Here is a 22981-nt window from a genome sequence, read left to right on the forward strand (position 1 = left end):
GGGTCTGGTAGTGGCACCTGCCCAAGCCGCGCCCGGTCCCGCGGTAGGGCAGCCTCGAACACTCTCGGATGCTCCCTCGCCGGAGGCGGCCCTGGAAAAGGAGCTTCCCGAGACCCTCAGCGCTGATGTTCTCACCACTCCGCAGATCAACGGGGTTGTCTGGAGCACCGCGGTAAATGGGAATGTAGCCTACGCCGTGGGAAGCTTCACCCGAGCGCGTCCCTCGGGCGTTCCTGCGGGAGGTGCCGGGGAAGTTGTGCGCAACAACGCCATGGCTTTCGAAATCTCCACGGGAAAGATCCTGCCGTGGAACCCGAACCTCAATGCGCAGGCATTAGAGGTGGAAATGAGCTCGGACAATTCAGAAATCATCGTCGGCGGAAGCTTCACCACGGTGGGTGGTCAACCGCGCAGCAAACTGGCCATCTTCTCCGCATCATCGGGAGCGCTCCAGCCCTTCAGCGTCAGCATCGCCGGCAGCGTCCAAACCGTATATACCACCGCAACCACCCTGTACGTGGGCGGATCATTCAAGCAGGCCGGCAACCAGCCGCGCGGCAATGCCGCTGCCTTCAACCGATCAACCGGAGCGCTGCTGCCATGGGCGCCCCAGACCGACGACATCGTGCACGGCATCATTGCGTCCGCGGACAACAGCCGGGTCGTGCTGGGCGGGCGCTTCCAGACACTGAATGGTTCCCTGCAGATCGGTATCGGCGCCGTGGACGGAGCGTCCGGCGCAAGCCAGCCGTGGATCAGCACACCCATCCCGCAGACGCAGATAAGCGTCCCGAAGAACAACACGTCCTGGGTTACCCAGATGATTGAGAAGGACGGTGTCATCTACGCGTCGGCCAATGGCATGGGCCATCACTGGTTTGACGGCCGCTTCGCCGCGGACTTCTGGACCGGCGACCTTGTCTGGCTGGACAACTGCTACGGAGCCTCTACGGACGTGGCCGTCATGGGCGAAGTGCTCTACAGCGTTTCACACGCCCATGACTGCTCGTCGCTGGGCGAATTCCCGGAAACTACTCCGCAAACCTGGCGGCGAAGCTTGGCGGAAACCATCTATGCAACCGGTACTGACCAGGCGCCTCCGGGCAGCAACAGCAAGTACTCCGGGCAGCCGGTACCCTCGCTGCTGCACTGGTATCCCTCGATCAACACGGGCTCTTTCACCGGTCAGTACCAGGGCGGATGGGCACTCGACAACAACGACGACTATCTGGTTGAGGGCGGAGAATTCACCACTGTCAACGGTAAAGCCCAGCAGGGACTTGCCGTCTTCGCGAAGAGGTCCATTGCTCCCAACAAGGTGGCGCCGGTCTACTCCGCAGCGCTCAAGCCCTCACCGCTCTCAACAAGTGCGGGCAACGTTCGTGTGGCGTGGCCCAACACCTGGGATTACGACGACGCCGTCCTCACCTACGAAGTGCTGCGGGACAACAGCCTCACCGCCATTGGATCAGTCGACGCACGCTCCGTGTGGTGGAAGGGACAGGCACTGGGCTTTACGGACACGGGCCGCACGCCCGGGGCCACACACACCTACCGCATCCGGGTAAAGGATGCCTCGGGAAATGAGTACATTGGCCCGCGCTCTGATCCTGTGACGATTTCCAACTCCACACCCTCGGCCTATTCACGAATGGTCAAGGAGGACGGTGCACTTCTGTACTATCCCCTGGACGAGCCCGCAGGCAGCATCGCCTACAACCACGTGGGCTACGACGACGGCGACGCGGGGGCCGGGATTTCCCGCGGCGCCGCAGGCGCCCTCACCGATAATGCGGCCTCTCGCTTCGACGGCAGCGCCACCGCGTCCATAGCAAACCGCACGCTCGGCCCGGGTATGGACACCTTTACGGCTGAGGCCTGGTTCCAGACAACGACCACCACAGGTGGAAAGATCCTGGGCTTCGGCAACCAGCGGACGGGCAATTCGTCTTCATACGACCGCATGATCTACATGGACAACGAGGGCCGGATTTGGTTCGGTGCTTATCCCGGCCGAACTGTAACGGTCAATTCGGCCAAGTCCTACAACGACGGCGAATGGCACCATGTCACCGCCACCATGAGCGCCGCCGGCATGGCACTGTACGTCGACGGCGTCCGCACTGCCTTCAGGGCTGACAACACCCAGGGACAGGCATACGACGGTTACTGGCGGATCGGCGGCGACAACATGGGCGGCTGGCCCGGCCAGCCCGCCACGGGGAGCTTCAACGGCAACATCGATGAAGTTGCCGTCTACCCGACCGCGCTGACGGCGCAGCGCGTGGCTGACCATTACACCGCCAGCGGCCGCATACCGAAGACCCCTGCGGTCCCCACGGACAACTATGGAAAATCCGTTTACAGCGACTCGCCTGAGATTTTCTGGCGGCTCAATGACAGTGGCACGGCAACAGCCCAGGACACGAGTTCGTCGATGAACGATGCCCTTGTCTCCGGGGGTGTCACGAGGAACACCTCCGGCGGAGTCGGCGGAAGCGGAAGCTTCACCTTCAACGGCTCGGACGGCATCGCCGCTGCCGGGGCTTCCGCCAGCAACCCATCGGTGTACAGCACCGAGGCGTGGTTCAAGACCGACACGAACGCGGGCGGAAAGATCATCGGATTCGGCAACTCCAACACCGGGTTGTCCGGCAGCTACGACCGGCACGTGTACATGCGCGATGACGGAAAGCTGACGTTCGGCACCTACACCGGGTCCGAAAACACGATCACGACTGCCGACTCCTACAACAACAACCGGTGGCACCACGTGGTCGCCACCCAGTCCGCAGAGGGGATGAAGCTTTACGTCGACGGCGTACTGAAGGGCACCAACCCGCAAACAGCAGCCGAGCCGTACACCGGGTTCTGGCGTATTGGCGGTGACCGGACCTGGGGCGGTGCCTCAAGTCCCTTCTTCCGCGGCACCATCGACGAAGCGGCCGTGTACAGCACGGCCCTCTCCGAAGAACGCATCCGCGCCCACTACAACGCCAGCGACCTGGCCAATGCAGCCCCGGTTGCGAAGATCACCTCCACCGTCGACGGATCAAACGTGGTGTTGTCAGGAGAGGGAAGCACTGACTCCGACGGCAGGATCGTTTCCTATGAGTGGGATCTGGGTAACGGTGTTACCGCCGAGGGCGAGCGGGTCCAGCATGTTTTTGAGGAACGGGGTGAGTACCTTGTGACCCTCACCGTGACCGACGACGCTGGGGCCACCGCCACGGCTACGGCAACAATCGTCACCAGCGGACCGAATATCCTGCCCGAAGCGGAGTTTACCGCCACAGCGCAGGGACTGGCAGTGAGCCTTGATGCCGGAACGTCTGCCGACAGCGATGGAGAAGTCACAGGCTATCGGTGGGACTTCGGCGACGGCACCACCGGCACCGGGGTCAATGCCGGCCACACCTACGACGCAGCGGGCACTTACACCGTCCGGTTGGTGGTCACCGATGACAGGGGCGGTGAAGGAACGGCCACACAAAGCGTGACGGTGGCCAACGCTGCTCCGACGGCGCAGTTCGAAAGCTTGGCCTCGGGACTGGACGCGACGTTTGACGCTGCCGCTTCCCGGGACGTTGACGGAACCATCAGCTCATACGCCTGGGACTTCGGCGACGGAGCCACGGGCAGCGGCGCCACCTCAGGCCACACTTACCAGGGGCCGGGCACCTACACGGTCACGTTGACTGTCACGGACAACCTCGGTGCCAAGGCAACAGCCCAGGCAGAGCTGAAGGTGGACCGCACAAACGTAACGCCAATCGCTTCTTTCTCCACCCAGGTGCGGGACCTGACGGTCGTCTTTGATGCCGCAGACTCCACTGACCCGGACGGGACAATCAGCTCATACGCCTGGGACTTCGGCGACGGCACAACCGGCACCGGAGTTAATCCAACCCACACCTACGCAGCCGCCGGGGACTACCTCGTAACGCTGACTATCGTGGACAACCGAGGAGCTGCGAGCACAGCAACGGCTACAGCCAGTCCGCAGGCCCCGGTTCCCGCCGGGCCTACGGCGGCCTTCACCTCATCCGTCAATGCGCTTCGGGCCAGTTTCGACGCTTCGACGACCAGCGCCGGGACAGGCAGTATCACTACGTACGCATGGGACTTCGGGGACGGCTCGACAGGAGCCGGCCGCAACCCGGTCCACGACTACGCCACGGGCAGGCAATACACCGTCACGCTGACAGTCACGGACAGCAGCGGCTTGAGGGATTCCGTCTCTCAGACCATTGCGGTCAGCAATCCTGCGCCGGTGGCTGCGTTCACCTCCAGCACCAATGGACGGTCGGCCGGGTTCTCGGCAGAGAACGCAGGAACAGGAGCCACCTATTCCTGGGACTTCGGGGATGGAACCAGCGGCACGGGTCTAACGCCCACACGGCTGTACGCCGTGGACGGCGACTACTCAGTGCGGCTCACGGTCACCGCGGCCAACGGCGCCACGGCATCAGTGACCCAGAATATCCGGGTTGCCAATGCCGCGCCTGTCGCTGCATTCACCTCCGTCGTTTCGGATCTCTCAGCGGCTTTCGACGCCTCCGGTTCAACGGACGTGGAGGGGGCACCGGCAAGCTATGCCTGGTCGTTCGGCGACGGCACCTCCGGAACAGGCAAGACTGCCGCGCACACGTATTCCCGGTCCGGAACGTACACCGTGACCCTGACCGTCACGGATTCCGACGGGGCTACCGCTGAGCAGAGCGGGCAGATCCGGATTGAGAGCACCGTACCGATGGTCTACGCCCAGGACTCGTTCGGGCGAACTTCGGCCAGCGGCTGGCTAACGGCGGACCAGGGCGGTGCCTACACCCTTGTCGGCTCGACTGCGAACTTCACGGTGTCAGACGGAGTTGGGCGTCTTCGCCTCGCTACGGCCGGGGCCGGCCTCACCACGTACCTGTCCGGTGTCAGCGCAGCGGACACGGAAGTGCAGGTGGAGATGGGCCTGGATAAAGCAGCCACAGGCGGCGGCGTTTACCAGTCGGTCTATGCACGTGACATCGCAGGGAAGGGCAACTACTCGGCGAAAATCCGGTACATGTCCAACGGCACGGTGGGAGTGAGCCTGAACCGGGGCGATGTTTACCTGGTCCCGCAAACCACCATCACCGGTCTGACCTACCGGCCCGGTGACCGGCTGACGGTCCGTGTTCAGGCCACCGGTACCTCACCCACAACCCTGCGGGCCAAGGTGTGGAAGACGGGAGAGGCAGAACCAGTGCAGTGGCAGCTCTCGGCGACCGACTCCACAGCGGCGCTGCAGGCTCCGGGCCGGATCGGCCTGGGCGGGTACCTCTCCGGCTCGGCCACGAACGCTCCGGTCACCGCATTCTCGGACAATCTTTGGGCCGGCCAGCCGCGTCCCTGATTCCGGGAGATTCACGTCCCGCCAAACCTCTCCCTCCGACAGAAGGAACAGCAACATGCATACCCAACAAAGCCAGCTCAGGGTGGCCATGGTCGGCACACGCGGTGTGCCGGCGCACTACGGAGGGTTCGAGACGGCCATTGAAGAAATCGGATCCCGGTTGGTGGACAGGGGAGTTGAGGTCACCGTCTATTGCCGTCCCCATAATGAAGAACGCCCTTCCCACCACCTCGGCATGAAACTGGTTCATCTGCCCGCGCTTCGGCTGAAAACCGGTGAGACGCTCAGCCACACGGCCTTGTCCGCCATGCACATGCTCCGTGGGCCCAAGTTCGATGCGGCTTTCTTGTTCAACGCCGCCAACGCACCGTTCCTGCCGCTGCTGCGTCGCTCCGCCAGGGGTGTGGCCGTTCATGTGGACGGGCTGGAGTGGAAGAGATCCAAGTGGGGCGGCAGAGGCCGAAGCTACTACCGCTGGGCGGAACAGGCCTCCGTCCGCGGAGCGGATGCGCTCATCGCCGACGCGGCAGGAATTGCCAGCTACTACCGCAATGAGTTCAACGCCGACACCCGGCTTCTGGTCTACGGGGCGCCGGAGAAAGGCAACCTAGCCATCGACAAGTTGGACGCCGCGGGATTGGTCCCCGGCGGCTTCCACTTGGTCGTGGCCCGGTTCGAGCCGGAAAACCACGTTGACCAAATCCTGGAGGGATACCGGAGCAGCAAAGCGCAGCTGCCCCTGGTCGTGGTGGGATCCGCGCCCTACGCGGCGGCGTACACCGAGCAGATCAAATCCCTGGCGGCAGGGGACAGCCGGATCCGGTTGCTGGGCGGCGTCTGGGACCAGGAACTGCTGAGCCAGCTCTATACCCACGCCAGGACCTATATTCACGGCCATTCCGTCGGTGGAACCAATCCTTCCCTGCTGCGCTCCATGGGGTCTGGAACAGCGGTGCTGGCTTATGACGTCGTCTTCAACCGCGAAGTGCTCGGTGCAGATGCCGGCCGTTACTTCGACAGTGCGGCGCGCCTGACCGGGCTGATCGAAGAACTGGACGCGGATGAGGGGCAGGCACGAGCCATGGGTGCCAGCGCCAGGGAAAGGGCGCAGGCCGCCTACCGCTGGGACGACGTCGCCGAAGGTTACCTGCGGCTCGCCAAAGACCTCGCCAGCGGAAGCAGCACCCGGAATCGACGGGCCGTCCGCAACCCGGACTCCGGGTGGAAGGCGAACGGTCCTGACGGGCCGGGAACGCTCCGCAACCTCATGCCGGAACTTGCTCCCGCATCCGCACCCCCACCCACCAGACCGGACCCACGACCGGCGACTGATGTCGTCCAAACTAGAACGAGGTAGTAAATGACACTGCGAACTGGGGCGCAGCCAACATTCCGAGAAGCGCTCGACGGACTTTCAACGGCCCAAAAAAGCTCCAAAGGAGCACCTGCATACTCCCGCTATGTAAACCGGCGCCTTGGCCGGTATCTGGCTGCAGCCGCCTGCACCGTGGGCCTGAGTCCAAACCAGGTGACAGCGCTTAGCGCACTTTCGACCTTCAGCGGCATTGGGATCATCGTTGTTGTCCAGCCAACCTTTCTGGCTTCCCTGACAGTGTCACTACTGCTGGTGCTGGGGTACGCCCTTGACTCCGCGGACGGACAACTCTCCCGGCTAACCGGCAGGGGGTCTATGGCGGGGGAGTGGCTGGACCACACTATAGATGCCTTCAAGGTCGGCTCTATCCACCTCGCTTTCCTGGTCTGTTGGTGGCGGTTCTATGACCTCGAGGCGCGGTGGCTGCTGCTGCCGCTGCTGTTCCAGGTCCTTGCCACCGTTCACTTTTTCTCCACCCTGCTGATGGACCAGCTCCGGCGCAGCCTCGGTGCAGCCGGAAAAGCGCCCATGGACGCCAACCGCTCCTCCTCCGCGCTGTACTCACTGGCAGTACTGCCCACGGATTTCGGAGTTATCTGCATACTGTCACTTCTGCTGTTTGTTCCCTGGCTGTTTACCGGTCTCTATATGTTCCTCTTCGCTTGTACCGCCGCGTTTCTCGTTCTGGCCCTGGGCAAGTGGTACCGAGAGGTGAAGTCATGGAACTGAGTGAATACCTGCTGCTGTTCCGCCGGCGCCTGCTGCTGATCCTGTTCATTGTGTTCCTTGCTGTGGACGCCGCGATCCTGGTGAGCTGGGTAAGCCCTAAATCCTATGAGGCCCGCGCGGACCTTTTCGTAAAGGCTCAGTCCTCCAGCAGTTCGTCCTATGAGGATTCGCAGTTCACCCTTCAACGGGTGAAGAACTACCCGGATCTGGTCAGGAGTCCCCAGGTCCTGGTGCCGGTGGCCGAAAAACTCGGCAATGACATGACTGCTTCCAGCCTTGCCCAGCGGGTCAGTGCCGAAAACCCCAAGGACACTGTGTATGTAAGGGTCACGGCCTCCGCTGCATCGGGCGAGGAAGCATCCGTCATCGCCAACCTTGTCGCCGAAAGCCTGGCCGATCAGATCCGGCTGTTGGAGAACGATGAGGATTCGCGGGCGGCTGTAGTCGACCCCCAAATCACGGTCCCCGCTGACCCTCCAGCCCATCCTTCGTCACCGGACATCGTCACCAACCTGGTCCTGGGGGCCTTTGGAGGCTTATTCCTAGGCCTCTTGGCGGCCATTGTTACGGACCGCAGGGGCGCTGCGCTGCATTCCGCGGAAGACGTGGTCACCGCTTCAGGAGTGGAACTTATTGGACGGATGCCGGTGCTGGGCAGAAGTGCCCGTCTTCCACTACGCAAGCAGGTAAGCGCGGACACGGAACTGCGTTCCCTGCTGACGCGCATTCTGCTCCGCACGGGAGGGCAGCTGCCCCGCATCGTCCTGGCAACGGGCGCATGCCAGCGCTCGACTGTGTCCGGAGAGATGATGCTCGAGGAATGGGGCCGCTTCATCGCCGACAGCGGACGAAGGGTTTGCGTCCTTCAGGGGGATGACGCAGTCCGTACTCCGTTCGGACTCCCGCAAGAGAGCCAGGGATTCACCGATCTGGTCACCGGCACTGTGGCGGCCGGAGAGGTGGTTCGCCAGGTGGGCAAAGGCTCGCTGTTCGCTGTTGCCGCCGGATCGGGGGCTTCCCATCTGGCCACTGACACTGGCCGGGACGCGGGAACCCTCATCAAGGAGCTCGCAGAGGATTTCGATGTGCTGCTCACGCTGGCTACCGCTTCCTCGGTGCCCCTGAATATGGAAATGGCAGGCGCCGTGTCACAGTGTGCGCTGGTTTTGGTCTCTTACGGATCAACGACTGAGGCCCAGCTGGATGCAGCAGTCATGGAGATGCGTTCCCTGGGCATCGAACCTCTGGGGATCGTCATGCTGGACGTGCCTGCAGGGGTACTGAAGGGTGTCCTTAGGTCCCGCCAGGCGGCGCCTCTGGCCGCCACGGAGGAACGCCAGTGAATACCTGGATCCAGAGGTCCGCCCCGTACGGGATATGGCTATTGCTGCTGGGCAGCACGGTGGCCTGGCGCAAGGGGTTCTATTACGAAGGCGGAGCCGATGGGGTAGTCCTGGCAAAGGCTGCCTGCCAGGCTCTGGCCTGCCTCCTTGCTTTCGCCCTTGCGGCTAACGCTCCGCAGCGACGGAAGATCCCGGGCAGGCCTTTCCTGCTGCTGTCTCTTTTCGTTTCGGTCGCGATGCTCGGTGCTGTCGCCGTTGGAGACGTGGGAGCCTCGGTTGTCCTGGCCGCGCGCCTGCTTCTAGTAGCGGCGACCGTGGGATTTTTACTGGCGGCTTCTCCCACCCCAACAGCCCTCAAGCCGCTGCTAGTGGCGATGGCGATCGTCGGTCTGATCAGTGCTGCCACTGGTCTGCCCGGCCTGTTGAGCGGACAAAGGCTTGCAGGTGTCCTTCCGCCGCTTCGGCCCAACGCGATCGCCATGCTGTGTGGAGTTCCTGCCATCGCCCTGGCTCATAACATCCTGCGGGGCAAAGGAACCTTCGTCCAGGTAAGCCTTCTCGGAGTATTGCTGGGCACAGTCCTTGCCACTGAATCCAGGACGGCTCTGCTGGGCCTAGCTCTGGCGGCAGTCGTGATTGTCCTCGGCCTCGGGAGGATGCGGCGTGCGGTCGCCACCGGACTGCTCGTGCTCGGAACGGTTATGCTCCCGGTTCTCCTCTACACCTCGGCGTTGATGAACATGGTGATGAGGCCAGGAAGCGCCTCCCTGCTGACCTTGAATTCCCGCACATTGGCCTGGGAGGCCGTGCTGGATACTTCCCCCCGCACATGGGAGCGGTGGGTCGGCGGGGGTCTGTCGATCAAGACGGTAACCGTCGAAGGGCAGTACTGGGATTCCCAGGTCTTGGACTCGAGCTGGATTTCCGCGCTTGCCCAGGCCGGCGTTCTCGGCGCACTTGTCCTTGCCGTGTGGGCTTTCTCTCTGCTGTCCCGCAGCCTGCGAAGGGCGCAGGACTCATTTTTGCCGGCCATGCTGCTGTTTCTGCTGCTGCGGAGCTTCCTCGAGAACGGGCTGACTGAAGTCAGCACCTCTTTCCTCCTGTTTTTTGCCATTTCGCTGGTGGTCTGGGAACCCCGGGAGACGGCAGCGGAGGCTGCTCCCTCCCGGGGTTACACGGTAATCAGCAGGTCACCGATTTCCGTCATGCCTCAGTTGGTAAAGGCGCCCAGATGACGTGCTCCCGAAGGCTGTCCGGCCAAGCCGGCAATGGAAGCAGGCAGTGGAACGGCAACTGCGCCGGCCTGGTCCTGGACCGTGCGGTTGGCGATAAGCGTGTTAGGCGCCAGGGGACTTGGCCCGGTGAGCTCCAGATGCGTTTTCTCCTGTCCAGTGGCCGTGCGGAATGCCGCGATACCGGTGTACACACGGGCGTTGGACTTGCCGCCGGACCATACCACTGCCCAGCCGGGTTGCTGCGCATTGACCCGGTGGTACACGTTGCCCTGGGCGGTGACCCGGAGCTGTTCAGCGGTGAACTCCCTGGAATAGTCCTCCACACACAGCAGGCAGTTTCCGGCTGCCGAGGTGGAAGCGATGATGTTGTTGCGGACGGTTACCGGTCCGTTGATCCACGTCATCGTCCTGTCGGGGAAGGGCTGGCGAGGATTGTGACCGGGAGTCGACTGGTTACTGGCCCGCCGCTTGTCCTGGACAATGTTTATTTGCCGGCCATTGCCGCTGAAGGTGTTGTTCCAAATCTCCACCTCGCTGGTGTTATTGACCTTGACTCCGAAGTTCCGGTTGTCAGCGATGACGTTGTCCACCAACCGCACCTTGGCGGAGATTTCGGCGGAGACACCGTGACTCGCATTGCCGGTCATGGCGTTGCCGGCCAGGTCAGCGTTGTATACGGACTCATCCAGCCACAGCCCTGTGCCGGCATTATTGCGGAAAGTGCTTTGCAGGACGCTGACGCCGCGCGTTCGTCCGACTTTCATGCCGCCGGCGACCGGCGCGGTCTTGAAACGCTCCACGTTGTTGCCGCTGGCATCCAGTCCGGTCACCATCAGTCCGTCGGCATACACGGCGCTGACACCCATCAGCCCGTTCCGGGCCGAGGTGACATTCCGCAGGGTGACCTTTCCGGCACCTACGGCAATACCGGTAGTGGAATTGTCGGTGATAGACACGTTCTCGAAGACGACGCCGGTTTTCTCAACGGTGACAGCGCCCATGTGGGGCACCGACGTGGCGAATCTCCGAATGCCGATTCCCCGAACTACGGAGTTCTCGGCGCGGACGCTCATGGCCTTGGCCAGCGCGCTGGCTCGAACGGTTTTTCCTGCCGGGTTCGTCCCCAGGTAGAGCTTCTTGGCAGCGTAATCAACGTAGAAGGTCCCGGCCGCAACCTCCGCCAGGGAACCTACCTGCTTCTGCGCCGCATTGTCGATCCATACCTGGTCGGGATGCGAGGCCATCGGGTAGGCCGGGTCTACGAAGGAACCTCCGTGCTCGGTTCCCGGCTTTCCCCACTGGTACGTGGGACTCGAATCGAAAGTGGGAGTCCACCCGGAGGCTGCGTAGACCTTACCGGTCGGCACGAAGTTGCTGACCTGACGGCTTCCATCCAGCCACACGGCCTCATTGGGGTAGGCCTGGACGGTCAACGGCTTGTTGACCGGGATGGTCACCTCCTCGTGATAGGTGCCGCCACGCAGAACAACCGTGCCGCCTTGGGAAGCGCGGGCGATAGCAGCGCCGATGGTGCGGAGCGGAGCCGCCAGTGTGCCGGCGGCGGAGTCAGAGCCGCCCGGCGCTGCGAAAACTGCACGGGCGGGAATGCCGTACGCGGTGCTTCCCACGGGGGCGGACCCTGTCGCGTTCCGGGAACCGGGTTCTGCCGGTGGCGGCGGGACGGCGGGCGGCTCGGGCACGGTGGGCGGTGCGGGGGTAACCGGCGGCTCAACGGGGGGAACCGGCGGTACCGGAACGGGCGGTGGCACAACGGGCCCCGTAGCCTTCCGCAGCTTCTGCGCGGCCAGATCATCATAGGCCACTGTCACTGGCTGGCTGGCTGCGGAGACATAGGTGGTGATCCGGAGCGTTCCCGCACCAATGATCCGGGCATCGCCCGAGTCCGAGGCGGTTTGCTGCCATTCGCCCGCTGTTGTACCGGCCAGCCATGCGCGGGCCTTGATCTCCACCGGCGAACTCCCTGTGGCCTGCAGTTCGACGTTCACCTTTTGTCCCGCGCCAACGCGGAATGGCAGGGCAACCGAGGGTGCCAGCGCCGATTTGGTGTCCGCTCCGTCTTTGGTGCGGGAGATGTCAAGAGCGGTATAGCCGCCCGGCAGGACACGGAGCGTGGCCTGGTAGAAGGAGCCGTCCTTGTAGCGCACCTGGAGTCCGGTATGGACTCCGCCTCCGCTCGTCGGGAGTTCGGATACCGAAACACCGTAGGAGGCCGAGAGGTCTGCCGCAAGGGACACGCCTGCTTCCACAGTGCGCGATGTGCCGGGCACCGGCATCTTCACGGTGCCCGTGCCCCCGGATACGGCGAGGGACGGAAGCCAGCTGGTGGTGTACCCGGTTCCGTTCTCGGATTTACCCCAGCCGTCCTGGACGGAGCGGGACATGGTGTCGCGCAGGATCGGGGTATCCGGAACGTATTCGGTCGTTTCAGCTGCAGAGGCGGGGACCTGAAAGGCAACGAGGCTAAGCAGTACCGCCGTGAGGACGGGAAGGTGCCGGCGTTTTCGGACGCGTTGGAAGGTGCTGGAAGAAGGGGGATTCATAGGGGTCTCTCGAGTAGGCCTGCCGCCCAGCTACAGACAAACGAAAAGTGTGATCAACCGAGACCTCCCGAAGTCAACCACAAAATGGCTTCGTTGCCAACATGTTATTGAAGGGGATGCTGTGAAAAAGTATGCCGTCGGCTACGCAGCCGGAGCATTTGACCTGTTCCATATTGGACACCTGAATATTCTCAGGCACGCAAAAAGCTATTGCGACTATCTGATTGCCGGAGTGGTATCGGACGAATTGTGTGAAAGCACCAAAGGTGCCCGGCCGATTATTCCGTTGGCTGAACGCCTGGAAATTGTCAGCAGCATTAAGTGTGTGGACAGGGCCTACGCCGAGGTTGAATCGGACCGGCTCGCCACATGGGAAGAGCTGCGGTTTGACGTTTTCTTCAAAGGGGACGACTGGCGTGGAACAGCTAAGGGGAGTGACCTGGAAAGGCGCTTCGCCGCCGTCGGCACTGAGGTTGTCTATTTCCCCTACACCGTGCACACTTCCAGCACAGCCCTCCGGCGCGCGCTGGCTGCATTAAGCGCCGGCCAGCCCCTCGGGGCCTCCGCAGGGGACCTGAGATGACCGTCCGGGCCGGGCAGCGGAATGCCGTGCTGGTCGCCCATCCCTCGGCAGAGCTCTACGGATCGGACCGGGTGCTGCTGGAGAGCGTCCGGGGGCTGAAGGAGGGTGGCGCCCGCGTGGTGGTGACCGTTCCCGCCGAAGGTCCCCTCGTGTCCGAGCTGCTGGAATGCGGCGCCGAGGTGGTGCTGTGCCGGACGGTGGTTCTACGCAAGGCACTGTTGTCCCCGCGCGCCCTGCCCATGCTGCTGCCCGCGTGCGTTGCGGCAACCGGGCGGATGCTGGTGCTGCTTCGGAGGCTGAAGCCGCAAAGCGTGTACGTCAGCACGCTCACGCTCCCGCTGTGGTCGGTTCTGCCGCGCCTGCTTGGACTCAGGGTCGTTGCGCATGTTCATGAGGGGGAGGACTCAGCCCGCCCCCTCGTCAAGCGGGCTATGGCTGCCCCGCTGTTATTTGCCTCCCGGATCCTGGTCAACAGCCGGTTCAGCGAAGCCGTTTTGCATGCGGCCCAGCCGCGCCTGAGGCGCCGCACCACAGTCGTGGACAATGCTGTCCCCGGGCCCTCCGCCCCGTTGCCGCTTCGGCAGGAAGTGCGCGGTGACGCCCGGATCACCTACGTGGGCCGCCTGGCGCACCGCAAGGGGGTGGACGTGGCCGTGGCGGCATTCGCCGAGCTCAGGGCAGCCGGGAGCGCAGCATGCCTGGACATAGTGGGGGCTGTCTACCCCGGCAACGAGGGGTATGAGGAACAGCTTCGCCAGACCATTCGGGATTTGGGCCTCCAGGACAGCGTCCACTTCCATGGCTTCCAACCCGACGTTTGGCCGTATTTGGCCAAGGCGGACATTGTGCTGGTGCCCTCCCGCGTTGATGAACCGTTCGGCAACACCGCCGTCGAAGCGATGCTCGCCGGGCGGCCGGCCGTGGTCAGCGACACATCAGGGTTACGGGAGGCGGCCGGCAAATACGGCAGCGTGCGGCTGGTTCCGCCGTCGGACCCTTTGGCCATCGCTGAGGCGGTGGAAAAAATGCTGGCCCAGTGGGACCGGTATTCCGACCTTGCCACTGAGGACGCGGTGCTGGCGGCCAGCCGCCACAGCCCGGAGCTGTACCGAAGCAGAATTGCCACGCTTTTGTTGCCGTCCGACGGGTCCTTCGCGAAGGGGAAAGTATGAACAGCCACGCACTGTCCGGGTCGCGCAAGTCCCTAGAGAACGACGCCGGGATCGCCGGTCCAGCGGGAACGCACCGCGTCTCCCGGCAACGGCGGGACATCCAGGGCCTGCGTGCCCTGGCTGTTGTAGCGGTGATCCTTAACCACCTTTTCGAGCGGCCTGTGGGCGGCTTTGTGGGTGTGGACGTATTCTTTGTTATCTCCGGCTTCCTCATCTCCGGACTGCTGGTGCGCGAGGTCGCGGCGAGCGGCCGAATCGATTTTGTCGCCTTTTATGTCCGGCGCGCCCGCAGAATCCTTCCCATGGCGCTCTTGGTAGTGGCGGTCACTGTGGCGGCCACATATCTGCTCTATAACCCGGCTAGGGGAGCATCCGTACGGACGGACGGCATTTTCGCCTCATTGTTCGCCGCGAACTGGCATTTCGCGGCCGTCGGAACGGACTACTGGCAGACCGACGGAGTGGTATCTCCCCTACAGCATTACTGGTCGCTGGCGGTCGAGGAACAGTTCTACCTCTTTTGGCCCTGGCTGATCATTGCCGCCGCCTTTATTGGAATGAGGACGGGCCGCCGTTCCGCAACTGCTGTCACCGCGGGGCTGATGGTGCTCGTGGCAGCAGCGTCGTTTGGCTATGCAGTGTGGCAAGTGGCAGCCGCACCCACCTGGGCCTACTTCTCGACGTTCACCCGCACCTGGGAACTCGCTGCCGGTGCGCTGGCCGCGCTGGCCCTGCCGTTCTTCGGGCGGCTGGACACCAGGCTGCGCAGCGCAATGGCGGTTACCGGGCTGGTGATAATCCTCGCCAGCCTGTTCGTAGTCCATCCGGGCAGCGGGATCCCAGCCCCCGGCGTAGCCCTTCCTGTGCTCGGGGCCGTCCTGGTGATTGCAGGTGGAACCGGACACACCACACGAAGCATGCTGCTCCTGACGAACCCGGTATCCCAATACCTGGGCCAGATATCCTACTCGCTGTATCTCTGGCACTTTCCCGCCATCATTCTGCTGCGCGTTTTCTTCCCCGATGCCGGGATGGCTTACGCGCTTGCCGTACTGTCTGTGACCATTGTCCTTTCTGTCCTTTCCTTCCATCTGGTGGAGGACCCGATCCGGCGTTCTGGCCTGTTTGGCAGGGCAGGGACACCCCGGGCGCCCGAAGGGCGGCAGGGCATTTCCAGCCGGGCACCTTCCCCCTGGAAGCCTGTTGCTCTTTCCGGACAGGGCGTGTTGACGGCGGCGCTTGCCGGAGTCCTGCTCCTGAACCCTGCCGGGCTAGGGGCGGGCGCCTCTTCCAGTGCCTCAGTGGCAACTGCGACGGGTACGCCGACGGCGAGTGCCGACGCCGGCGCAGCTGCAGACGCCGGCGCAGCCGTCCAGCCGGAGCCTGGTGCCGACGTTGCCGCAGCCGTTTCAGCCGCCCTGGCTGCCGGAGAGTTCCCGGAGTTTTCGCCATCCGTGGAGTCCCTTGGCACCTCGGCATGGATTAACGAGGTCAACAGCGACGGCTGTGCCGAGATCTCTGCCAGTAACTTCGATAAATGTGCCGAAGGACCTGCCAGTCCTGTCAAGACCGTAGCGGTGCTGGGGGATTCCTATGCCATCGCCTGGATGCCGGGCATCCGTGCAGTAGCCGAGGACGCAAACTACCGAGTGGTACCTCTGACCAAGGGCCAGTGCCCGTCCGCATCGGTCCAGGTGACACGGGACGGCGGCACGGATTATCCGGAGTGCGGAGAGCACCGGGAATGGGCCCTGGCACAGGTCAGGGAAATCAAACCGGACCTCCTCATCCTTGCGGATGCTGACAACACACTGTCCCGTCTCGCCTCCGGTTCAGGCGGAGACGGCACTCCGTCCGCAGTCAACGAGGTAGAGGGCGGGTTGGCGGACACCATCGCCGCGGTTCAGGACAGTGTTGGCGAGGTGCTGCTGCTCGCCCCGCCGCCCGCCGGCCGGAATCTCCAGGACTGTGTAACGCGCGTTGGATCTCCGGCTGACTGTGTGAGCACTGTCTCCGAACAGTGGCGCCAGATGCAGGAGGCACAAGAAGGCGCCGCGGGATCCACGGGTGCACGCTACGCCGCCACGGACAGATGGTTCTGTGACGCATCAGGTGCCTGCCCGGGATTCGTGGGAACGACCCCTGTACGCGTAGACACCTCCCACATCACGGCGGCCTATTCCCGCTTCTTGGCGCCGCTGCTGCAAAGCATCATGTTTGACTAGGGCATCCGGATCGGAGGCTGCCCCTTCGAAAAGACATCAGGAATGCTCTTCCGTTGCTGTAGCGGGACTGAATCCGGGGGACTTTCCCGGCTGATCAACCGAATTCAGTTCCGCGTTCGGGGACTCGGCGGCCGGTTCACGGCCGCCGTCGTCCAGCTTAGGCTTCCGTGTCCCCACTAGGAACGGCGGAGCATCGAGGAGCCAGGCGAACGGCGAGCGTTTGATCAGCGATCCGGCCGTTAGGCATAGCAGTATGGTCGGCAGCACCAGCAGGGGCGGCACGACGGCGGCAGCCACTCCCGGCGCACTCTGCAGCAGAGGCATCAGGCCGGTCAATTTGACCATCGCGCTCAGCGCAGAAACCAGGACAATATGGAAGATATAGACGGGTAGCGTCTGGGAACCAACCCGGCGCAGGCCGAGGGCCGCCCTTGAATCCATGTTGATTCGAGAAACAAGCTGCGCCGTGACGAACAAGGCCAGGCAAGAGAGCAGAGTCTCCAGCAGCAGCTCCATCCGGAACGCCGTCATTACTGCATAAACAGCGAGGTAAAGGCCGGCTGACAGGCCGAGGACGGCATAGCTTCGACGGCGGCTGAACCTCGCCCACAATGCAGCGCCGTGCACGCCCAGGTAGAACCACAGGAAGTTCGCCAGGACCGAGGGTATTTTGGCGGCATCGAATGGTTCGGTCAGCAGTCCCTGGGTATACGGCTGCACCAGGGGTGACAACGCACTCATCACGGCGAGGGGAATGAGGGCGTATGCGCTGCGGTTCCCCAGAACCCCCAGGAGAACTTTCGTGGCCAGGAAGAATACGGGCAGGGCATACAAGTACCAAAATGATGTGGGGAGCACCAGGCTCAGGAGCAGCTGCCCCACTTCCGGCTCGGTTTCGGTCGAGAGGAACGGGAGCCACCGGCGCAGCAGGAACAGCGCAGTCCACAGGACATAGACGTAATACAACCCGAGCGTGCGTGACCGGGAGCTGCCCAACGGGCGGCGCAGCGCTGAGATGCTCAGATATCCCGAGATGAAAAAGAACAGCGGCATCCTAAGGGGATTGAGCGCATCGCTGATTACCCACCACAAGCCCGGGCCGCTGTGGACCTCCGTCTCCATCCACAGGGACAGGTGATACAGGACCACCAAGACCATGCAAAGACCTTTTGAAAAATCGATCCAGGACAGCCGTTCTTTTCCCGCGCTGCCCGAATTGCCCCCAGTTGACACGCTTCCTCCTCTAATCGGCGTCATAGTGGCATATCCGCGGTCATTACGTAACCGAATTTCCGAACTATTCACCGCCCCCGCACAGTCTCCTGTGTGCCTGCCACCGGAACTAAGGCACTGCTCAGGTGCGCTCGCGGTCCTGCAGTGGGATGATTAGCACAGACTTGTGTTGCGTAATGGTGCCGGTCACCTGTGCGCATCCCCAACGGCCAGCCAAGGAGTTTCCCCCGTGCCTGTGGTTTCAACCCCCGAGACCCTCAAGCCCGCCGCAGGGCCGATTGACAACGCCGAGGTGCTGCGGATCCGCAACGACTTCCCGATCCTTGACCAGCAGGTCAACGGCCGTCCGCTGGTGTACCTGGATTCCGGGGCCACGTCGCAGAACCCGCTGAGCGTCATCGAAGCGGAGCAGGAGTTCTACGAGCAGCGCAATTCCGCCGTGCACCGCGGCGCGCACACCCTGGCCGTAGCCGCTACAGATGTCTTCGAGGACGCCCGCACCGCGATCGCAGGTTTTGTGAACGCCGCTCCCGATGAGATTGTCTGGACCTCCAACGCCACCGAGGCACTGAACCTGCTGACGTATTCCTTCTCCAACGCAGCGGCTGGCCGCGGCGGGCAAGCGGCCCGCCGCTTCGCTCTGGCGGAGGGTGACGAAATTGTGGTCACCGAGATGGAGCACCACGCCAACCTGATTCCCTGGCAGGAACTGGCTGCCCGCACCCGTGCAACACTGCGCTGGATTCCGGTGGACGACGCCGGTGCGCTGCGCCTGGACGAGGCCGAGCAGATCATCGGCCCGCGTACCCGGATCCTCTCCTTCACCCACGCCTCCAACGTGCTGGGCACCATCAACCCGGTGCCGGAACTGGTGGCCATGGCCCGCCGCCACGGCGCGCTCGTGGTGCTCGACGCCTGCCAGTCCGTGCCGCACCTGCCCGTGGATGTGAAGGCCTTGGACGTGGACTTCGCCGCGTTCTCCGGGCACAAGATGCTCGGCCCCACCGGGATCGGCGTGCTGTACGGCAAGTCCGAGCTGCTCAATGCCATGCCGCCGTTCCTGACCGGCGGTTCCATGATCACCACCGTGACCATGGACAAGGCTGAGTACCTGCCTGCCCCGCAGCGCTTTGAGGCCGGCACGCAGCGGATCTCCCAGGCCATGGCGCTGGGCGCCGCCGCAAACTACCTGCAGGAAACCGGCATGGACCGGATCCACGCCTGGGAAATGGAACTGGGCCAGCGACTGGTCTCCGGGCTGGAAGCCATCGAGGGCATCCGCGTGGTGGGTCCGCCGTCAGGCGTTGAGCGCATCGGACTGGCAGCGTTCGACGTCGCGGGCGTGCATTCCCACGACGTGGGGCAGTTCCTGGACGACAAGGGAATCGCGGTGCGGGTGGGTCATCACTGTGCGCAGCCGCTGCACCGACGGCTGGGCCTGGTATCCACCACCCGGGCGAGCACCTACCTGTACAACACCACTGACGACGTCGACGCGTTCCTGGACGCGGTAGCCGGCGTGCGTCCGTTCTTTGGAGTGAAGTAGCCATGAGCTCGGATTTGGAACAGCTGTACCAGCAGATCATCCTGGACCACGCCAAGACCCGGCACGGCGAAGGCCTCCAGGACGCGCCCGAGGGCGCGGCAGCGGGGGAGTCCCACCAGCTGAACCCCACCTGCGGGGATGAGATCACCCTGCGCGCGGTGCTGGGCGGGGAAAACCTGGACGGGATCAGCTGGGAGGGGCAGGGCTGCTCCATCTCCATGGCATCGGCCTCGGTGCTCACTGACCTGATGGCCGGGATGCCCCGGGAGGAGGCACTGAGCCTGGTGGAGAACTTCCGTGAGGTTATGCGTTCGCGCGGGACTGTTGAGGCAGACGAAGAAGTGCTTGGCGACGCCGCGGCGTTCTCCGGGGTTTCCCGTTACCCGGCACGGGTAAAGTGCGCCATGCTGGCGTGGGTTGCGCTGGAAGAGGCTGTGCGGGCAGCGGAGTAGGACTAGCCTGCAGCAGCCGCACGGGGAACGAGCGGCAGCTCAACACGGAACACGCTTCCAGCTCCAGGCCGGGACCTCAGGGTGATCTTTCCCCCATGGGCTTCCACAATGTCCCGCGTGATGCCCAGGCCGAGCCCGACGCCGGGAATGGCAGCTTTCTTCACAGCTGCAGACCGGAAGAAACGGGTGAAGGCTTCGCCCTGCTCCGCCTCAGTCATGCCCATGCCCTGGTCCTGGACCTCGATGACGGCACTGTCACCCTCCAGGCAGACCCTGATGGTGACGGTGCCGCCGCCGGGCGAATACTTGATCGCGTTGGAGAGCAGGTTGTCGAAGACCTGCTGCACCCGGACCGAATCGAAGAAACCGCGCACATCGTCTTGGGCATCCAGGGCCAGCTGCACTCCTGCCGCGTCTGCCCGCGGCTGGGCGGACCAGATCGCCGAGGCCGCCAGCTCGCGGAGGGACAACTCAACGGGCTCAAGATGCACCGAACCGGATGCCGTGGTTAGGAGGTCCGCCACCAGGACGAGCAGGCGCTCGGCGTTGCGCATCGCAACGGAGAGCGACGCCGCCAGGGATCCGGGCGCATCCTGGTCTTCCGTTTCGCTGATCGCCAGATCGAGATAACCGATGATGGAAGTCAGAGGTGTGCGGAGTTCATGCGAGACACTGGCCACGAAGTCTTCCTTGGCACGCAGCGCCTGCAGCATCTCCGTGACGTCGCTGAATGCGATGACCGACCCGTTGAACTCCCCCTTCTCGTCGGCGAGCGGACGGGCGGAAACCGACATGGCACGCTGCTCGATTCCGATGCCAACCGAGACGAGGCAATCCGAAAACGCTTCCCGGCGCATTGCCCGGGCAACGGGGCGTTCCCCGGCGGGCAGCGCCGTAACGCCGTCGGGCTTGAAAATGTGCATGTCCGCTTCGTCCCATTCGCCCGGGCCGGAAGGAAGAGCCAGCTCGTGGGTGGCCATTTGGCGGTTGTTCATCAGCATGACGTGGCCGTCCTTGGCCAGTACCACCACGCCAACGTCGATGGTGTCCAGCACCGCGTCCAGGAGCCGGGCGCGCCGGCGGCTGTCCTGCAGGCTCTGCTTCAGTTCCCGGTCCTTCGCCTCCAGGGCGCGCTGCTGGCCGGAGGCATCCTGCGTCATGACTGTGGCCGACTTATGGACCAGGAGCATAATGACCGGCACCAGGATTGACCGGGCGAAGTCCTGGAGGGACGGCTGGGTTCCGGCCAGCGGGCTCCAGATGATCAGCAGCGAACCCGTAATCGTCACTACGGACGCGGTCCGCGGCGCGAAGCCGGACCAGGCGAGCCAAAAAACCGGAAAAACCGTCAGCAGGAGCATTCCGGTGACATCGGGCTGGACCGCCCGGTAAAGCAGGGCAATGACGGCAAAGTCCAGGATGGGAATAACCCAGTAGGCGGGCTGGAAGAACTTCTCCCACGGCAGGGCAGCGGACAGCACGGTCAAAACAGTGATCAGTCCCAGACCCGTGAGGAAAGCGGGATCGGAAAAAGCCGAGGGCTTGTTCATGAAAACCACGGGTACCGAAACGAGGACCGCAACGAACAGCGGAAGCTGGCTTAGCGTGACGCGAAGGCGAAGGCTGAGTTCATGGAAATCCCTTCGAATTCCAAGCACGGACAGGGCATTGCCCCGAAAGCTGGACATCTGCCCGGTACCTCGCAATTTCGCCGTGAATGGAATCCTCAGTTTATCCGCAGAGCCTGTAGGATGCCCAATAAGGGGAGCGGGTACAGCAGGTCTCGCAGGACAGGAAAAACCAAGAACCTATGGAAACTCAGCGCGTCGCCGTCATTATCGAAGACGACAAGGACATTCGCGACCTACTGCATGCAGTACTCCAGCAGTCGGGTTTTGAAGTCCATGCAAGCCCGACCGGCCTTGAAGGGGTCGAGGCCGTCCGCCGGCACAACCCGGCCGTTGTCACCCTCGATTTGGGTCTGCCGGACATTGACGGTTTTGAAGTCATCCGCCAGCTGCGTCTCTTCAGCGACGCCTACATTGTCATGCTCACGGCACGTGCCGAAGAGCTGGATACCCTCATGGGCCTCGAGGCCGGCGCGGACGACTACATCACCAAGCCCTTCCGCCCGCGCGAACTGAGGGCCCGTATCTCAGCGATGATGCGGCGTCCCCGCAAGGATTCGGCGGCTGCCGTTCCGGAGGCGGCCCCCGCACCGGCGGCTGCGCAGCCGGCAGCGGCGGCGGAGCCCGCTGCGGCGAACGGCGATGACGTGTTTACCCACAACGGACTGGTGCTCGACGCCGGGACGCGTACCACGCTGCTGTCCGGGCGCGACGTTGAGCTGACCCGCACTGAATTCGATCTTCTGCACGCTTTGCTGGAAAGCGGCCGGCGGGTGCGGAGCAAGACGGACCTGGTACGGCGGCTGCGCGGCGAGGACTACGACACGGGGTCCTACATCAGCGAGTCGGATGAACGCACCATCGAAGTCCACGTGGGAAACCTCCGGCGCAAGCTGGGCGATGATTCGCGTTCACCCCGCTGGCTCGAGACCGTCCGCGGAGTCGGTTACCGGCTGGCACCGGCAAACTAAGGACGCCAGGCCCGGCGTCCACGCCCTGGCGCTGCGCCTGGAAGGCTGCGGACGCGGCTAAATCCCTGCCAGCATGTCACGCAGGGACGCGAGCGTGGCTTCGCCGCACTGCTGCATCGGTTCCAGCAGGGACTGCAGACCGTGGATATCGGTTCGCCCCACCATGTCCTGTGCAATTCCGGCGTAGCCGGCAAGCTGCTTCGCTCCCGCCATCTGGCTGGAGATTTTGATGCTCAGCACAACGTCCATGGCACCGGGATAATCGCCTCCGTCGAGGGAATTCACCAGCCGCGCGTAGCGTCCCTCCCACATGTTTATGTAGTTGCCGACAAACTGGCGGCATACATCCGGGCCCATCTGGTCGCTGAGGTCGCGCAGGGACGCACGCGACACGAGGACTTGGGAAACCGGGCTCTCGATCACGGCGGTCATGCCGGGAAAGGGCGGGCAGGAGCAATGGCGCGGGCGCGGGTCGCGCGGCCCGGAGGCGCAGTGCTGTGACGGGGAGACATGGGGGTCCTCCTGGACGGCAGCCGTCC

At 63.6% G+C, this 22981-nt stretch carries 15 protein-coding genes; 11 read left to right on the forward strand and 4 right to left on the reverse strand.

The annotated features are described in order from the left end of the window. The first annotated feature begins 10 nt into the window (after positions 1–10). From NGB94_RS12470 to NGB94_RS12490, 5 genes are read left to right on the forward strand one after another with little or no spacing between them, the layout of a single operon-like run. Positions 11–5389, forward strand: coding sequence for a PKD domain-containing protein (locus NGB94_RS12470; RefSeq protein WP_325790967.1), 5379 nt, complete (start codon positions 11–13; stop codon positions 5387–5389). A 55-nt stretch (positions 5390–5444) separates the two neighbouring features. Beyond that, on the forward strand, positions 5445–6746 hold the full coding sequence (locus NGB94_RS12475; RefSeq protein WP_325790968.1) for a DUF1972 domain-containing protein: 1302 nt from the start codon (positions 5445–5447) through the stop codon (positions 6744–6746). Between the two features lie 3 nt (positions 6747–6749). After that, complete coding sequence (locus NGB94_RS12480) at positions 6750–7493, forward strand: CDP-alcohol phosphatidyltransferase family protein (RefSeq protein ID WP_325790969.1); 744 nt, start codon at positions 6750–6752, stop codon at positions 7491–7493. Continuing rightward, positions 7484–8836, forward strand: a complete 1353-nt coding sequence (locus tag NGB94_RS12485; RefSeq protein WP_325790970.1) for a YveK family protein — start codon at positions 7484–7486, stop codon at positions 8834–8836. Before NGB94_RS12480 ends, NGB94_RS12485 begins: the two co-directional genes overlap by 10 nt. Next, complete coding sequence (locus tag NGB94_RS12490; protein ID WP_325790971.1) at positions 8833–10071, forward strand: O-antigen ligase family protein; 1239 nt, start codon at positions 8833–8835, stop codon at positions 10069–10071. The genes NGB94_RS12485 and NGB94_RS12490 overlap by 4 nt, the downstream gene beginning before the upstream one ends. On the opposite strand, the gene NGB94_RS12495 is transcribed toward NGB94_RS12490, so the two are convergent. After that, positions 10047–12632, reverse strand: coding sequence for a right-handed parallel beta-helix repeat-containing protein (locus tag NGB94_RS12495; protein ID WP_325790972.1), 2586 nt, complete (start codon positions 12630–12632; stop codon positions 10047–10049). The genes NGB94_RS12490 and NGB94_RS12495 overlap by 25 nt on opposite strands. A 121-nt stretch (positions 12633–12753) precedes the next feature. On the opposite strand from NGB94_RS12495, the gene NGB94_RS12500 reads away from it, so the two are divergent. From NGB94_RS12500 to NGB94_RS12510, 3 genes are read left to right on the forward strand one after another with little or no spacing between them, the layout of a single operon-like run. Beyond that, entirely contained in the window at positions 12754–13215 is a 462-nt protein-coding gene (locus tag NGB94_RS12500; protein ID WP_325790973.1) for an adenylyltransferase/cytidyltransferase family protein, read from the forward strand. Further along, positions 13212–14387, forward strand: coding sequence for a glycosyltransferase (locus NGB94_RS12505; RefSeq protein WP_325790974.1), 1176 nt, complete (start codon positions 13212–13214; stop codon positions 14385–14387). The genes NGB94_RS12500 and NGB94_RS12505 overlap by 4 nt, the downstream gene beginning before the upstream one ends. Next, on the forward strand, positions 14384–16612 hold the full coding sequence (locus tag NGB94_RS12510; protein WP_325790975.1) for an acyltransferase family protein: 2229 nt from the start codon (positions 14384–14386) through the stop codon (positions 16610–16612). The genes NGB94_RS12505 and NGB94_RS12510 overlap by 4 nt, the downstream gene beginning before the upstream one ends. A 36-nt stretch (positions 16613–16648) precedes the next feature. Here the strand turns inward: NGB94_RS12510 and NGB94_RS12515 are convergent, their stop codons facing one another. Continuing rightward, on the reverse strand, positions 16649–17917 hold the full coding sequence (locus NGB94_RS12515) for an acyltransferase (RefSeq protein ID WP_325790976.1): 1269 nt from the start codon (positions 17915–17917) through the stop codon (positions 16649–16651). A 157-nt stretch (positions 17918–18074) separates the two neighbouring features. Between NGB94_RS12515 and NGB94_RS12520 the strand changes: the two genes are divergently transcribed. Further along, positions 18075–19391, forward strand: a complete 1317-nt coding sequence (locus NGB94_RS12520; protein WP_325790977.1) for a cysteine desulfurase — start codon at positions 18075–18077, stop codon at positions 19389–19391. Positions 19392–19393: 2 nt separating this feature from the next. Continuing rightward, positions 19394–19843, forward strand: a complete 450-nt coding sequence (gene sufU, locus NGB94_RS12525) for a Fe-S cluster assembly sulfur transfer protein SufU (protein ID WP_325790978.1) — start codon at positions 19394–19396, stop codon at positions 19841–19843. A 2-nt stretch (positions 19844–19845) separates the two neighbouring features. Here sufU and NGB94_RS12530 read toward each other — a convergent pair whose 3' ends face one another. After that, positions 19846–21531, reverse strand: coding sequence for a sensor histidine kinase (locus NGB94_RS12530; RefSeq protein WP_325790979.1), 1686 nt, complete (start codon positions 21529–21531; stop codon positions 19846–19848). A gap of 122 nt (positions 21532–21653) precedes the next feature. Between NGB94_RS12530 and NGB94_RS12535 the strand changes: the two genes are divergently transcribed. After that, positions 21654–22442 carry a response regulator transcription factor gene (locus NGB94_RS12535; protein WP_325790980.1) on the forward strand — a complete coding sequence of 263 codons (789 nt, stop codon included), beginning with the start codon at positions 21654–21656 and terminating at the stop codon, positions 22440–22442. A gap of 57 nt (positions 22443–22499) precedes the next feature. On the opposite strand, the gene NGB94_RS12540 is transcribed toward NGB94_RS12535, so the two are convergent. Beyond that, a complete protein-coding gene (locus tag NGB94_RS12540) occupies positions 22500–22874 on the reverse strand; it encodes a hypothetical protein (protein WP_325790981.1) in 375 nt (124 codons plus the stop codon). Positions 22875–22981: the final 107 nt, after the last annotated feature.

The sequence above is a fragment of the Arthrobacter koreensis genome, assembly GCF_035792275.1.
GTDB lineage: Bacteria > Actinomycetota > Actinomycetes > Actinomycetales > Micrococcaceae > Arthrobacter_B > Arthrobacter_B koreensis_A.